The sequence below is a fragment of the Microlunatus sp. GCM10028923 genome (genome assembly GCF_042666975.1).
Classification (GTDB): Bacteria; Actinomycetota; Actinomycetes; order Propionibacteriales; family Propionibacteriaceae; genus Microlunatus.
Genome location: NZ_JBHTFF010000017.1, coordinates 132850 through 146432 on the forward strand (window position 1 = coordinate 132850; position 13583 = coordinate 146432).

Below are 13583 nucleotides of genomic sequence, written 5' to 3' on the forward strand. Positions count from 1 at the left end.
TTCCCACCGTCCTGTCGGACTGAGTGAATCAGCCCGTGCACGCTTCCGCATCTCGCCCCCCGAGTTACCGCGTGAGCGGATCGTATGACCGCTTTTCGGGTTTCGTGCGAAATCACCGGAACTCGTCGGACAAAACCCGGCTTTCCCGTGACAGAGATCGCGCTTCAGCCAACGGCGGGCCGGCGGAACTCCGCGAGCCAGGGGTCGGTGCCGAAGCGGTCCTTCGGGCCGACCCGGTCGATGCTCACCGCCTCCAGGCCGTGGTCGCCGAACCGGTCGATGTCGGCCCGGTACAGCGGCCAGGGCGGCCCGTCGAACTCGCCCTCGTCCAGGGCGGATGCGACCACCACCAGCGTCCCGCCGGGCGCGACCAGGCTCGCGACGGCGGCGGTCGCCTCGGCCCGCAGGTCCGGCGGGATCGACTGGACGGTCAGGCTCTCGAAGACGAGCTCGAACGCGCCGGACCACTCGGGCGGCAGGGCGAACAGGTCGGCCACCCGGAGGTCGAGGCCGGCGTCGGCGTGGCGGCGCCGGGCCTCGTCGACCGCCTCGGCCGTGAAGTCGAAGCCGGTGGTCCGGAAACCGAGCGAGGCCAGGTGGGCCGCGTCGCCGCCGTACCCACAACCGACCACGATCGCCGGCCTGCCGTCACCCCGGACGGCGCTCCGTTCGACCCAGTGCCGCAGGTGCGAGTGCGGGCCCTCCCGGTCCCACGGCGCGGCACGGCCGCCTTGATTGGCCTCCGTGTAGATCGCCTTGAAGTGGGTCTTCAGCTCCGCTTCGTCCATCACGTCACTCTTCCTCACCGATCCGGGCGACCTCGCCGGCCGCCTCGGGACCGTTGTGCAGCAGCACCTCGAAGCCCTCCGCGTCCAGGATCGGCACCTTGAGTGTGACCGCCTTGTCGTACTTGGAACCGGGCGATTCCCCGACCACGACGAAGGACGTCTTCTTCGACACCGAGCCGCTCACCTTGCCGCCCCGGCTGGTGATCGCCTCGGCCGCCGAGTCCCGGGTGTAGCCCGGAATCGAGCCGGTCACGACGAACGCGTGCCCGGCCAGCGACTGGTCCCGTTCCTCCCCCGGTTCGTCGGCCATCACGCAGCCGGCGGCCAGCCACTTGTCGACGATCTCCCGCCGCCACGGCTCGGCGAAGTGTTCCCGGATCGCGGTGACCAGGGTCGGGCCGATGCCCTCGACGTCGGCGAGCTGCTCCTCGGTCGCCTCTATCAGGGCCTGGATGCTGCCGAAGGCCGCGGCCAGGTCGGGTGCGACGCCGGGGCCGACGTGCCGGATCGACAGCGCCACCAGGAACTTCGCCAGCGGCCGGGTCTTGGCCTCCTCGAGGTTGGCCAGCAGCTTGCGCCCGTTCGCCGACAGCGCTCCGGCCTTGGTGGTGAAGAACTCGCTCTGCAGCAGGCCGTCCTCGGTCAGGCCGAACAGGTCGCCCTCGTCGTCGATCAGGCCCGCGTCCAGCAGCGCCTGGCCGGACTGGTAGCCGAGCACCTCGATGTCCAGGGCGGCGCGGCCGGACAGGTGGAACAGCCGCTCCCGGAGCTGGGCCGGGCAGGCCCGGGTGTTCGGGCAGCGGATGTCCGCGTCGCCCTCCTTCTCGTACGCCAGCGCAGTGCCGCACTCCGGGCAGTCGGTCGGCATCTCGAACGCCTGCTCGTCGCCGGTCCGCAGGTCGACCACCGGCCCGACGATCTCGGGGATCACGTCGCCGGCCTTGCGCAGCACCACCGTGTCGCCGATCAGCACGCCCTTGCGGACCACCTCGGACGCGTTGTGCAGGGTCGCCATCGCCACCGTCGAGCCGGCGACCTTGACCGGCTCCATCACCCCGTACGGCGTGACCCGGCCGGTCCGGCCGACGTTGACCCGGATGTCGATCAACTTCGTGTTGACCTCCTCCGGCGGATATTTGAACGCGATCGCCCAGCGCGGCGCCCGCGACGTCGACCCGAGTTGATCTTGGACCGAGCGCAGGTCGAGCTTGATCACGATGCCGTCGATCTCGTGCTCGACCGAGTGCCGGTGCTCGCCGAAGTAGTTGATCACCTGCCAGACCCCGTCCAGGTCGTGGCAGAGCTTGGCGTGCTCGCTCACCTTCAGGCCCCAGGCCTTCAGCGCCGGATAGACCTCGGACAGCCGCGGCACCGAGAATCCTTCGGCAGCCCCGAGGCCGTGCGCCACGAAGCCGAGCCGGCGGGAGGCGGTGATCTTGGGATCCTTCTGCCGCAGCGAACCGGCCGCCGCGTTGCGCGGGTTGGCGAACGGCGCCTTGCCGTCGGCGACCAGGTGCTCGTTCAGCGCGGCGAAGTCCTCCACCGCGAAGAACACCTCGCCGCGTACCTCTAGCAGGTCCGGCACGTCCTTGCCGGACAGCCGGTCGGGCACGGCGTCGATGGTCCGGACGTTGGCGGTGACGTCCTCGCCGACCCGGCCGTCGCCGCGGGTGGCGGCCCGGACCAACCGGCCCCTCTCGTACACCAGGTCGATGGCCAGCCCGTCCACCTTCAGCTCGCACAGGAAGCCGGACGTGGTGATCTGCTGCTCGCCCAGCTCCCGGATCGCCCGCTGCGCCCACCGCTCCAGTTCCTCGGCGGAGAACGCGTTGTCCAGGCTCATCAGCGGCTGCAGGTGCTGCACCGCCGTGAACGTCGTCGACGGCGGACCGCCGACCTGCTGACTCGGCGAGTCCGGCGTCCGCAGCGACGGGAACCGGTCCTCCAGCCCGTTCAGCTCCCGCATCATCGCGTCGAACTCCGCATCGGCGATCGTCGGCGCGTCCAGCACGTGATAGCGCCAGCGCGCCTCGTTCAGCGCCTCCGCGAGGTCGGCGTGCCGTTCCCGGGACTTCGGGTCCGGGTCGGCCAGGTCGACATCGATCTTGGCGGTGTCCGGCAGATCCTCTTCATTCATCCGTGCCACGAGCGAAACAGTAGTGTGCCGGGCCGACATCGTCCGTGGTTCCGCCGCCATACTGGCGTAGAGGGTGGCACTGCGCCGGCACCCGGAAAGCGACCTGACCATGTCCGCGAAGGATGTCCTCGGGCAGGACGAGCTGAACGAAGCCTCCGACGAGGGCGGGCCCGGGCGTGCCGCGGCTCGCGGGCCCTGGCTCATGGTCGGGCTCGCCCTGCTGCTCGGTGCGTTCCTCGTCCTGGCGGCTCAGGACTGGTCGGCCCGCACCCTCGAGTTGCGCCTGGTCACGGCTGCGGTGCCGGCCGGGCTGGTGGTGGCCCTGGTGTGGCTGGCCGCCCGGACCGCGGCACCGGAGCTCAGGTCGCGGGTCACCCTGGTCACGGCGTTCCTGGTCGGCGGCGCGACGCTGCTGCTGGTGATCGCGCCGCTGGCCCTGCCCCAGCTCGGACCGCGCGGGTCCGGCCTGCGCTGGGTCGGCGCCGCGAGCCCGGCCGGGTCGGTGCCGTTGACGGTCGTCGGCGACACCGCGGTGCTTGCCGGCGCGGACCGGCTGACGTTCCTGCGCGTCGGGGACGGTTCCGTCATCGCCGACGTACCCCTCGACCCGTCGGCCGTGGCCACCGCGGCCGGCGACGGGATCCTGGTCCGCACCACCGAAGGATTCCTGCGGTACGACCTCGCCGGCCGGCCCACCTGGCCGAAGCCGATCGACAGCCATCGGGTCCTCGCCTACGAGGACGGGATCGTCGCCCTCGCCTACTGCGCCGGCGGCACCTGCCGGGTCGAGGGCCGGATCGCCGACGGGACCCGGGTCTGGCAGCTCGAGGTGCCGTTCGTCGCGCTGTTCCGGCCCGACCCGGCCGAGTACGCCTCGACCGGGCTGCCCACCCAGTTCGCGACCCGGATCCTGGACGGGCACGCCGAGTCGCCGCACTGGGAGCTTCGGTCGGCAACCGGCAATCCCACCGGAACCCTTGAGGGCAAGGCGATCCGGCTGATCGACATCCGTGCGGTCAGCCTGTCCGGCGACGATCTCGGGCCGTGCATCGTCCGGCTGCAGAACGGTCCGACCGAGGCCGTCGACTGCGTCAGTCCGTGGTCGATCCGGGTCCGGAACGGGCTGCTGCTGGTCGAGCAACCGCACGGGTACGTCTCCGTCGTCCGGCCCGGCCCGATCCTCGGCGGCGGCGAACCGTTCGAGACCTCGACGGCGCTTGGCCGGACGCCGGACAGCGACCTCGGCCAGCACGGCCGGGCGGGGCTGACCGGCGACGTACTCGAGGGCTGGCCCTGGACCCCGTTCGTCCGGACCGGCGCCCCGCCGGCCTGGCGGTCCGAACCGCTGCCGCTGGCGATCGGCCCGAACCGGCCCGTGGTCACCGTCGCCGGCTCGACCGTGATCGTCCTCGGCGACGCCCCGCCCGGCCCGTTCGGCACCCTCGGCGAGGAGTCCGCCCTGCTCGCGTACGACCTCGCGAACGGCGCCGAGCTGGCCCGGATCAGGCTGCCCCGGATCCCGTCGACCGAGCTGCCCGGCCGCGTCGTCCCGGCCGGCGACGGACGAGTGCTGGTCGCCCTGCCCGGCCGGCCGCCGCTGCTGATCGGTCGCGGCTCGTGACGCACGACACTAGGCCCCATCGGGGACTCCCCGGCACGATCACGCCATGTCCCCGGTTCCGCCACCCCAGCGCCCGAGCACCCTCCTGATCGCCCTCCGCTGCCTCGGCGCGGTCCTGCTGCTGCTCCTGTCCGCCGCGGCGCTCTGGGCGTTCACCTTCGGGTCGAAGCAGCTGCCGCTCTACGCCTTCGGCGTCGTCGCCGGCGTGGCCGCACTGATCATGCTGACCACCACCCTGGCCGCGGGTCGGCGCGGCACCGTACGCCGGGTGATCTTCGGGATCGGGGCGGCCGCCGTCGTGGCCGGGCTGGTCGGGACGGTCGCGGTTCCGGCCGTACAGCGGCGGGTCGAGACGCAGGGCGACGGGGTGCGGTGGCGGAGCCCGTTGGGCGGGTCCTCGTACCAGCCGGTGGCGAAGGTCGGCGACGCGCTGTTGATCCTGGGGAGCGGCACCCTCCTGTTCGTCGCGCTGGCCGACGGCACCGTACGCCGGCGGGTCTCGACCGGGAGCAACCCCGAGATCATTCCGGCCGGCGACCAGGTCGTCGTCGAGACGAACAACCGCTACCAGCTGTACGACGCCGCCGGCACCGCGCGCTGGCCGGACGCCCTGCCCGCCGAGGGTCTGCTCGCTCGACGCGACGGCGTCACGGTCCTCCGGCAGTGTGACGGCGAGCCGTGCACACTGACCGGGTACGACGACGCCGGGCGCAAGGTCTGGCAGCGGCCCGGCCCGCGCAGCGACGGCGGGCTGCACCACCCGGACCTCGGGCCGTTCGCGCCGCACGGCCTGGCCGTGCCGCCGGATCGGCTGGCGCTGCGGGAACGCTCCGGCTACGGATGGCGGGTCCTGGACGCCGCCACCGGGAAGGAACTCGGGTTCGAGGTCGGCCACGCGGCGCATCTGACCGCCGGCGCGACGATCGTGCTCCGGGCCGGGTCCCGGCCCGGCACCTGTCAGCTGACCATCGATGCCGAGGCGCTCGGCGGCCGGACGGTACGCACCGTCGACTGCCGGGACACCGATTCGTCGTTCGTCGTCGGCCGGATGCTGGTCGTCCCGGTCGGCGCTGGAGCGGCCCAGCTGCACCGCCTCGACCGGGACGCCGAGCCCGTACCCGTCGCCGTGTTGGGCGACCTGCTCCGGGAGCGGCCGCCGTATCTCGCCGACGAGGTCGGCATCGCCGCCCTGACCGGCGACCGGATCGAGGCGCGCGTCTGGCCGGCGGCCGGTCCGGCACCGGATCGGCCGACCTGGACCTCGGATCGGCTCCGCCTGGTGTCCGACCCCGACCTCGACCCGGAACTCGCGATCCACTTCGGCCCGGTGGTGGGTGCCGGCACCATCGTCATCGCCGGGACTGCCGAGGTCCGCGGGCTGTTCGACGACGAGGAAGACTCCATGATCACGGTCTTCGACCTGGCCTCCGGAACCAGGACGGCACGGGTCCGGATCCCCCAGGAGCTCAACTCCGTGATCTTCGCCTCCGCGGTCCTCCCGGTCTCCCCGGGTTGCGCCGCGGCCATCCTCCGCGAGGGTGAGGTGCTGTTACTGGGCCGCTGCTGACCCGACCAGTACGCTGCCGAGATGGCGCGCGTGCTGGTGACGGGGATGTCCGGTGCGGGGAAGACCACGGTGCTCGAAGCCGTCGCCGACCGCGGCTTTCACACCGTCGACACCGACTACGGCGGTTGGGTGCTGCCCGACGGCCGCTGGGACGAGCCGCGGATGGCCGAGCTCCTGGCGGTCCACGACACGGTGGCCGTCAGCGGGACCGTGGAGAACCAGGGCCGGTTCTACGACCGGTTCGAGCAGGTGATCTACCTGCACGCCCCGCTGGAGGTGCTGCTCGACCGGGTCCGTACCCGGACGAACAATCCGTACGGCAGGACGGCGGAGCAGCAGGCCGACATCGCGCGCTACGTCACCGAGGTCGAACCGCTGATCCTGGCCGGTGCCTCGCTCGAGCTGGACGGCCGGCTGCCGGTCGCCGAGCTGGCCGACCGGGTCGAGCAGTGCCTGCGCTCCGACTGATCAGCGGGGCAGTTCGTCGGCGACGATGCCGGCGGCGGTACGGACCGAGCGCAGGATCGCCAGCGCATCGGCCGGGGTGGAACCGGCCAGGCCACAGGCCGGGGTGATCGCGAGCCGAGTCGTGGCCGGGTCCAGGGCAAGATCACGGACCGGCCGGAGCACCCGTTCGGCGACCGCGTCCGGGCCGAGCACCCGGTCGGTCGGCGCCGCGCCGAGGCCGAGCCAGAGGCCCTGCTCCAGCGCCGGGCCGATGCCGTCCCAGTCGGCCGGCCGGAGCTGGTCGAGATCGAGGCCGAGGCCGCGCAGGCCGGTGCCGGCCAGCAACGGGATCGGCGCGCCGGCAGCACAGCAGTGCAGCACCACCGGGGTCGGGTCGAGCCGGCGTACGACGTGGGTCAGGGCCTCGCTCAGTTCGGGATCGTCAATCGGCCGGTGGGTGGCGTACCCACTCGCGGTCGGTACCCGGCCCTGGTGCACGGACGGCAGCAGCGGCTCGTCCAGCTGGATGATCAGTCGCAGGTCGGGCAGCCGCCGGCTCAGCTCGCTGATCAACTCGGCCAGCCCCTCGGCGAGCGACTGGCCGAGATCGCGCCGGGCACCGCGGTCGGACAGCGCGAGCCCGCCGCGCTGGCGTTCGATCGAGGCCGCCAGCGTCCAGGGACCGGCGAAGCCGATCTTGAACCAGCCGGCATAGCCCTGCGCCTGCTCCTCCAGCAGATCAAGATCATCGCGGAACAGCGCCGCCGCCCGGCGATGATCAAGACCGAGACCGTCGGTCAGCCGCCAACCCGAGGGCTGCAGGTCGACCGTCAGGTCGGCCAGTCGGCCGGCGCTGCGCCCGATCAGTCCGGCCGGTGCACCGCGGGCCGGAAGCTCAGGCAGATAAGGGAGTTCCGGGCTCTCGTCGAAGGTGATCTTGATCGCCTCGACGATGTCGGTGCCGGGCCAGGAGCCGATCCCGGTGTGCACGACGGTCCGGTCGAGGGTCATGCCGGACCTGCGGCGTCGCCGAGCCCGGCCGACACCGTCGCGCCGTCGGCCGCCGACCGGTCGATGGTGGCGCTGGCGATCACCCGGCTGCCGTCGTAGATCACCAGGGCCTGGCCCGGGGCGATCCCGGTCGCGGGCCCGTCCAGCACGGCCCGGCAGCCGTCCTCGTCCATGATCACCTCGGCCGGCATCGGTGCGCCGTGAGCCCGTACCTGCACCTCGGCGCGGCGCCGCTCGCCGGTCCAACCCAGCCGGTTCGTCCGGATCCCGACGATCTCGCCGACCTCCAGCGACTCCCGCGGGCCGACGGTGACCGTGTTGGTGACCGGCGAGATGTCCAGCACGTAACGAGGCTTGCCGTCCCCGGCCGGATCGCCCAGCTTCAGGCCGCGCCGTTGTCCGATGGTGAACCGGTGGCTGCCGGAGTGGCCGCCGAGCCGGGCTCCGGACTCGTCGACGATCTCGCCGGGCCGCTCGCCGAGCCGACGCTCGAGGAACCCGGCGGTGTCGCCGTCCGGGATGAAGCAGATGTCGTGGCTGTCCGGCTTGTCCGCGACGGCCAGCCCGCGGCGCGCCGCCTCGGCCCGGACCTCGGTCTTCACCGAGCTACCGAGCGGGAAGTACGACCGGGCGAGCTGATCCGGCGTCAGCACCCCGAGCACGTAGCTCTGGTCCTTCTCCGCGTCCGCCGCCCGATGCAGCTCGACGGTGTCATCGGTCCGCACCAGCCGCGCGTAGTGCCCGGTGCAGACGGCGTCGTAGCCGAGCGCGATCCCCCGGTCCAGCACGGCCGAGAACTTGATCTTCTCGTTGCAGCGCAGGCACGGGTTCGGCGTCCGGCCCGCCGCGTACTCGGCGACGAAGTCGTCCACCACGTCGGCCGCGAACCGGTCCGAGAGATCCCAGACGTAGAAGGGAATCCCGAGCACGTCGGCGGCCCGGCGGGCATCGTGCGAGTCCTCCCGGGAGCAGCACCCGCGGGCTCCGGAGCGGAACGACTGCGGGTTCTTGGACAGCGCGAGGTGCACACCGGTCACGTCGTGCCCGGCTTCGACCGCACGCGCCGCGGCGACCGCCGAATCGACGCCACCGGACATCGCGGCCAAGACCTTCATGATCGACTTCCTCGGGTCGGGAGTGCTGGACCGAGCAAGTCTAACGGGGTGGCTCTAGCCGGCGAGACTTCCGGCGGCCCGGGCCCGCTCGACCACCTCCGGGAGGACCGCCAGCAGGGCGTCCACGTCGGCCGCCGTGCTGCCGTGGCCGAACGAGAACCGGACCGCCGACCGCGCCTCCGCCGGGCTCCGGCCAATCGCCAGCAGCACGTGGCTGGGTTCGGTGACCCCGGCGGAGCAGGCGGCTCCGGCGGACGCGTCGATGCCGGCCTGGTCGAGCAGCAGCACGATCGCGTCGGCGTCGCAGCCGTCGAAGGAGGCGTTGACGATGCCGGGCAGCACCTGGTCGGGGGCGGTCGGCCCGTTCACCCGGACGCCGGGCAGGGTCGCGAGCGCGGCGGCCAGCCGGTCCCGCAGCGCGCGCAGCCGTACCGCGTAATCGGCCCGGTCGGCGACCGCGGCCTGGACGGCTGCGGCGAAGCCCGCGGCGGAGGGTACGTCGAGCGTCCCGGAACGTACGTCACGCTCCTGACCGCCACCGTGCAACAGCGGCGTCAGAGTGACCTCGCGGCGGACCAGGAGCGCGCCGACTCCGACCGGTCCGCCCAGCTTGTGGCCGGTGACGGTGAGCAGGTCGAGCCCGCTGGCGGCGAAGTCGACGGGCAGCTGACCGGCCGCCTGCACGGCATCCGCATGGGCCAGCGCGCCGAGCCGGTGGGCAGCCTCGGCTATCCCCGGAATCCCTTGCACGGTGCCGATCTCGTTGTTCGCCCAGATCACCGACACCAGCGCAGTGCCCGGCGTCGCGATCGAGCCGGGATCGACCCGGCCCTCGCCGTCCACCGGCAGGGTGTCGACGACGGCACCCTGCTCTCGGGCCAGCCAGTCGGCCGACTCCAGCACGGCGTGGTGCTCGATCGCGCTGATCGCGACCCGGTTCCGACTCGAGTCGGCCGCCCGGGCCGCCCAGTAGCCGCCCTTGATCGCCAGATTGTCCGCCTCGGTCCCACCGGCGGTGAAGATCACCTCGGTCGGATGCGCCCCGAACGCCGCGGCCACCGCCTCCCGGCTCTCCTCGACCACCCGCCGCGCATCCCGCCCGGAACCGTGCAGCGACGACGGATTGCCCAGCCGGGCCAGCTCCCGCGTGATCGCCTCGATCGCGGCCGGCACCAGGGCCGTGGTCGCCGCATGATCGAGATAAACCCGGTTCATCACGGGCCAAGACTAGTGCTGCTGCTCGTCGTCACTCTGGCCCCAAGTTTTTCACGTTACGTGAAAAACTGGCGCTTCCCGCGAGAAGTAACTCGCGTAAAGCGCCAAGAAGTGTGGGGAAGTTGGACCGCCGCGCGTCGATACGTCCGGACACGACCCCGGCGACGTCGCCGCCGAGGTCGCGCACAAGATCATTTCCGCGACTTCACCTCGGCGGTGACCGCCGGCAGCACAGCGTGCAGGTCGCCGACGACGCCAAGATCGGCAAGGGCGAAGATCGGTGCCTCCGGATCCTTGTTGATCACCACGATCGACTTCGAGGTCTGCATCCCGGCCCGGTGCTGGATGGCGCCGGAGATGCCGGCCGCGACGTAGAGCTGCGGCGACACGGTCTTGCCTGTCTGCCCGACCTGGTACGCATGCGGATACCAGCCGGAGTCGACGGCGGCCCGGGACGCACCGACGGCCGCGCCGAGCACGTCGGCCAACTCCTCGACCGGACCGAAGTTGCCGCCGGTGCCGCGGCCGCCGGCGACGACGATCGCCGCCTCGGTCAGCTCGGGGCGCCCGCTGGCCTGCTTCGGTTCCACCTTGACGATCCGGGCCTTCCGGGCCGCGTCGCCGATGGTGACCGAACCGGCCTCGACGGCGGCCTCGACCGGCGCCGGCTCCGGCGCGACCGCGTTGGCCTTCACGGTGATCACGGGAGCGCCGCGGGTGATCTTGGACCGGACGCTCCAGTTGCCGGCGAAGACGGACTGGGTGGTGATCACCTCGCCGTCGACGACCTCGAGGTCGACCGCATCGGTGATCAATCCGGACTCGAGCTTGAAGGCCACCCGGGCGGCGAGCTCCTTGCCGTCCAGGGTGGAGCTGATCAGGATCGCAGCCGGCTGCAGGGGCCCGGCGACCTGGGCCAGCGCGTCCGCCTTCGGCGCGATCAGGAACTCGTCCAGGGCCGGGTCGTCCACGGAGATGATCTTGGTGGCACCGTACTCGCCGAGCTTGGCCGCGGCGGTCTCGGCACCGGCGCCGAGGACCACGGCGACCGGCTCGCCGATCCGGCGGGCCAGGGTGAGCAGTTCCAGGGCCGGCTTGGCCACCTGGCCGTCGGTGTGCTCGACCAGGACAACGACTGTCGACATCAGGGTCTCCCTCTCAGACGTACTTGCCGGCGGACAGGAACTCGACGAAGGCGGCGGCACCGCTGCCGTCGGCGTCGGTGACGACCTGGCCGGCCTGCTTCGGCGGCCGTGGCTGGGTCGCGTCGACGGCGGTCCAGGCGCCGTCGAAGCCCAGCTGGGCCGGATCGAGGCCGAGGTCGGCGACGGTCCACTCCTCCACCGGCTTCTTCTTCGCCGCCAGGATCCCCTTCATCGAGGGATAGCGGGCCTCGCCCGACTGGTCGGTGACGCTGACGATCGCCGGCAGGTCGGCCTCGACGGTCTGGCTGGCCACGTCGCCGTCGCGCCGGATCGAGACCGTGCTGCCCTCGACGGCGACGGTCGCGCCGAAGCTGAGGGCCGGCCAGCCGAGCCGCTCCGAGAGCAGCGCGGCCATCACGCCCATGGTGCCGTCGGTCGACGACATCCCGGTGATCACCAGGTCCGGCTCCAGCCGCGTGATCGCCGCGGCGAGGATCGCGCTGGTCCCGATCACGTCGGTGCCGTGTACGGCGTCGTCGCAGACGTGAACGCCGGACGACGCCCCCATCTGGAGCGCCCGCTTGATCGCGTCCGCGGCGTCGTCCGGGCCGACGGTCAGCGCCACCACCTCGACGTCGTCGCCGTCGTCGGCCAGTTGCAGCGCCTGCTCGACGGCGTATTCGTCGAGTTCCGACAACAGGCCGTCGACGCTCCGGTCGACCGTCCCGTCCTCGGTGAACGTTCGGTCGCCGGTGGCATCCGGCACGTACTTGACCAGCGTCACGATCTTCATCGCAGCTCCCTCGGGTTCGCCTTCAGCTCAGCATATTACTGACGAGTAACTTACGCGACATCGACCCCGCCCTCCAGGATCCGGCGGACGGCCGCCTCGGCCTGATCACCGAGCGCCTTCACGTAGGCCCGTTCCTGCTCGGCGTCGGCGAAGCGCTGGACCCGGTCGGCCACCACTCGGGCCGGCACCCCGGCGCAGATCGACTGCGGCGGGATGGTGCCACGGACCACGGCATGGGCGGCGGCCACCGAGCCCTCACCAAGATCAGCTCCGCGGACCACGGTCACACCGGTGCCGAGCCAGCAGTCCGGACCGATCCGGACCGGCGACTTGATCAGGCCCTGGTCCTTGATCGGCACCGCCGGATCGTCGGTCCGGTGATCGAAATCGCACACGTAGACGCGGTCGCCGATGATCGTGGCCGCGCCGATCTCGATGTCGAGATAGCAGTTCACCGTGCTGTCGTACCCGATCACGCATTTGGGCCCGATCCGCAGCACACCCTCGTGGGCGCGCAGTTTCACCCGCTCGCCGAGATGGGTCCAGGCGCCGATGATCAACCGGCCGTAACCGCGCCGCACCTCGAACCGGACCCCGGGCCCGATGAACGCGTACCCCTCGAACTCGACCTCCGGGTGCCGCAGCCGTACCCAGAGATAGCGCAGCGCACTGCGCAGGTGCCCCGGGGTCAGAAAGCCGCGATTGAACAGCCAGGCCAGGGTCTTGATCATCCGCGGGGCTTCAGCCCGGTGACCGACACGTTGTAGTAGAGCCCGGCCGGCACCACCCGGGACAGCAGCCGGTCGACGGCGCTCAGCCCGAGCCAGGTCCGGTACGCGAACATCCGCCAGCCCCAGCCGAGCCGCTCCGGCCGGATCGCCGCCTCGAAGGTACGGATCGGCCAGCCAGCCCAGGCCGCGGTGAGTTCCTCGGTGACCGTGGACACGTCGATCAGCCCGGCCGACCGGACCGTGTCGGCCAGTTCGTCCGGATCGAACGTGTGCAGGTCGACCACCGCCTCCAGCGCGGCCGCCCGGGACGACTCGTCCAGCTCCTGCTTCGGCCTGGACCAGGACCGGAACGGCCCGCGGCTGGTCAGCGCCGTGGTCGCGGCCCAGGTGGCCCGGGACAGCCGGCGGGCGATCGCGTCGCCGAGCCGGGTCGGCTCGCCGCAGATCACCACCCGGCCGCCGGGCTTCAGCACCCGCCGGATCTCGGCGAACGCCTGCCGCACGTCGGGCAGGTGATGGATCACCGCGTGCCCGATGACCAGATCGAAGCTGTCGTCGTCGTACGGCAGCGACTCGGCGTCGCCGACCCGGCCGCCGAGCGCGAACCCGAGCCGTTCCGCGTTGCGCTGGGCCGCGGCCACCATGCCGGCTGAGATGTCGCTCACCTCGCCGTCCACGATGACGCCGGCCTGCATCAGGTTGAGCGTGAAGAAGCCGGTGCCGGCGCCGATCTCCAGCGACCTGGCGTACGGCCAGCTCTCGGTGCCCGCGACGGCGGAGAACCGGTCCCGGGCGTAGTCGATGCAGCGCTCGTCGAACGAGATCGACCATTTGTCGTCATAGCTGTCCGCCTCCCAGTCGTGATACAGCACCTGGGCGAGCTTGTTGTCCGACCAAGCGGCTTCCACCTGATCCGGTGAGGGCGACTGCGACATGCCAGAAGACTACCGGCCTGGTTACTGACGGGTAACCTGCAGAATGGACTGTCCGGCCAAAGTCGACCGAACACTTCG

The 13583-nt window shown here is 71.8% G+C and carries 12 protein-coding genes; 3 read left to right on the forward strand and 9 right to left on the reverse strand.

Going from position 1 to position 13583, the window contains the following annotated elements:
* Positions 1 to 164 precede the first annotated feature (164 nt).
* Positions 165 to 788: a class I SAM-dependent methyltransferase gene (locus ACFQU4_RS31865; RefSeq protein WP_377499947.1), complete on the reverse strand. Its 624-nt coding sequence runs from the start codon at positions 786 to 788 to the stop codon at positions 165 to 167.
* A 4-nt stretch (positions 789 to 792) separates the two neighbouring features.
* Positions 793 to 2925: an NAD-dependent DNA ligase LigA gene (gene ligA / locus ACFQU4_RS31870; protein ID WP_377500022.1), complete on the reverse strand. Its 2133-nt coding sequence runs from the start codon at positions 2923 to 2925 to the stop codon at positions 793 to 795.
* Between the two features lie 109 nt (positions 2926 to 3034).
* On the opposite strand from ligA, the gene ACFQU4_RS31875 reads away from it, so the two are divergent.
* From ACFQU4_RS31875 to ACFQU4_RS31885, 3 genes are read left to right on the forward strand one after another with little or no spacing between them, the layout of a single operon-like run.
* Positions 3035 to 4546 (forward strand): hypothetical protein, encoded by a 1512-nt coding sequence (locus tag ACFQU4_RS31875; protein ID WP_377499949.1) that lies wholly within the window; start codon positions 3035 to 3037, stop codon positions 4544 to 4546.
* 46 nt (positions 4547 to 4592) lie between these two features.
* Positions 4593 to 6113 carry a hypothetical protein gene (locus ACFQU4_RS31880; protein WP_377499951.1) on the forward strand — a complete coding sequence of 507 codons (1521 nt, stop codon included), beginning with the start codon at positions 4593 to 4595 and terminating at the stop codon, positions 6111 to 6113.
* A 21-nt stretch (positions 6114 to 6134) separates the two neighbouring features.
* Entirely contained in the window at positions 6135 to 6581 is a 447-nt protein-coding gene (locus ACFQU4_RS31885) for an AAA family ATPase (RefSeq protein ID WP_377499953.1), read from the forward strand.
* On the opposite strand, the gene ACFQU4_RS31890 is transcribed toward ACFQU4_RS31885, so the two are convergent.
* The 7 genes from ACFQU4_RS31890 to ACFQU4_RS31920 all read right to left on the reverse strand — a co-directional run bounded on the left by ACFQU4_RS31890 (position 6582) and on the right by ACFQU4_RS31920 (position 13505).
* Positions 6582 to 7571 (reverse strand): methionine synthase, encoded by a 990-nt coding sequence (locus ACFQU4_RS31890; protein WP_377499955.1) that lies wholly within the window; start codon positions 7569 to 7571, stop codon positions 6582 to 6584.
* Positions 7568 to 8686, reverse strand: coding sequence for a tRNA 2-thiouridine(34) synthase MnmA (gene mnmA / locus ACFQU4_RS31895; RefSeq protein ID WP_377499957.1), 1119 nt, complete (start codon positions 8684 to 8686; stop codon positions 7568 to 7570). The genes ACFQU4_RS31890 and mnmA overlap by 4 nt, the downstream gene beginning before the upstream one ends.
* A 54-nt stretch (positions 8687 to 8740) precedes the next feature.
* Positions 8741 to 9901, reverse strand: a complete 1161-nt coding sequence (locus ACFQU4_RS31900) for a cysteine desulfurase family protein (protein WP_377500024.1) — start codon at positions 9899 to 9901, stop codon at positions 8741 to 8743.
* A gap of 191 nt (positions 9902 to 10092) precedes the next feature.
* Positions 10093 to 11046 carry an electron transfer flavoprotein subunit alpha/FixB family protein gene (locus tag ACFQU4_RS31905; RefSeq protein ID WP_377499959.1) on the reverse strand — a complete coding sequence of 318 codons (954 nt, stop codon included), beginning with the start codon at positions 11044 to 11046 and terminating at the stop codon, positions 10093 to 10095.
* Between the two features lie 13 nt (positions 11047 to 11059).
* Positions 11060 to 11839: an electron transfer flavoprotein subunit beta/FixA family protein gene (locus ACFQU4_RS31910; protein WP_377499961.1), complete on the reverse strand. Its 780-nt coding sequence runs from the start codon at positions 11837 to 11839 to the stop codon at positions 11060 to 11062.
* Between the two features lie 50 nt (positions 11840 to 11889).
* Complete coding sequence (locus tag ACFQU4_RS31915) at positions 11890 to 12570, reverse strand: acyltransferase (protein ID WP_377499963.1); 681 nt, start codon at positions 12568 to 12570, stop codon at positions 11890 to 11892.
* Positions 12567 to 13505, reverse strand: a complete 939-nt coding sequence (locus ACFQU4_RS31920; protein WP_377499965.1) for a class I SAM-dependent methyltransferase — start codon at positions 13503 to 13505, stop codon at positions 12567 to 12569. The genes ACFQU4_RS31915 and ACFQU4_RS31920 overlap by 4 nt, the downstream gene beginning before the upstream one ends.
* Positions 13506 to 13583: the final 78 nt, after the last annotated feature.

What these genes read in the sequence shown, in the direction of transcription:
- ACFQU4_RS31865 (WP_377499947.1), bottom strand. Translation starts at nt 788, where the DNA reads ATGGACGAAGCGGAGCTGAAGACCCACTTCAAGGCGATCTACACGGAG.
- ligA (WP_377500022.1), bottom strand. Translation starts at nt 2,925, where the DNA reads ATGAATGAAGAGGATCTGCCGGACACCGCCAAGATCGATGTCGACCTG.
- ACFQU4_RS31875 (WP_377499949.1), top strand. Translation starts at nt 3,035, where the DNA reads ATGTCCGCGAAGGATGTCCTCGGGCAGGACGAGCTGAACGAAGCCTCC.
- ACFQU4_RS31880 (WP_377499951.1), top strand. Translation starts at nt 4,593, where the DNA reads ATGTCCCCGGTTCCGCCACCCCAGCGCCCGAGCACCCTCCTGATCGCC.
- ACFQU4_RS31885 (WP_377499953.1), top strand. Translation starts at nt 6,135, where the DNA reads ATGGCGCGCGTGCTGGTGACGGGGATGTCCGGTGCGGGGAAGACCACG.
- ACFQU4_RS31890 (WP_377499955.1), bottom strand. Translation starts at nt 7,571, where the DNA reads ATGACCCTCGACCGGACCGTCGTGCACACCGGGATCGGCTCCTGGCCC.
- mnmA (WP_377499957.1), bottom strand. Translation starts at nt 8,686, where the DNA reads ATGAAGGTCTTGGCCGCGATGTCCGGTGGCGTCGATTCGGCGGTCGCC.
- ACFQU4_RS31900 (WP_377500024.1), bottom strand. Translation starts at nt 9,901, where the DNA reads ATGAACCGGGTTTATCTCGATCATGCGGCGACCACGGCCCTGGTGCCG.
- ACFQU4_RS31905 (WP_377499959.1), bottom strand. Translation starts at nt 11,046, where the DNA reads ATGTCGACAGTCGTTGTCCTGGTCGAGCACACCGACGGCCAGGTGGCC.
- ACFQU4_RS31910 (WP_377499961.1), bottom strand. Translation starts at nt 11,839, where the DNA reads ATGAAGATCGTGACGCTGGTCAAGTACGTGCCGGATGCCACCGGCGAC.
- ACFQU4_RS31915 (WP_377499963.1), bottom strand. Translation starts at nt 12,570, where the DNA reads ATGATCAAGACCCTGGCCTGGCTGTTCAATCGCGGCTTTCTGACCCCG.
- ACFQU4_RS31920 (WP_377499965.1), bottom strand. Translation starts at nt 13,505, where the DNA reads ATGTCGCAGTCGCCCTCACCGGATCAGGTGGAAGCCGCTTGGTCGGAC.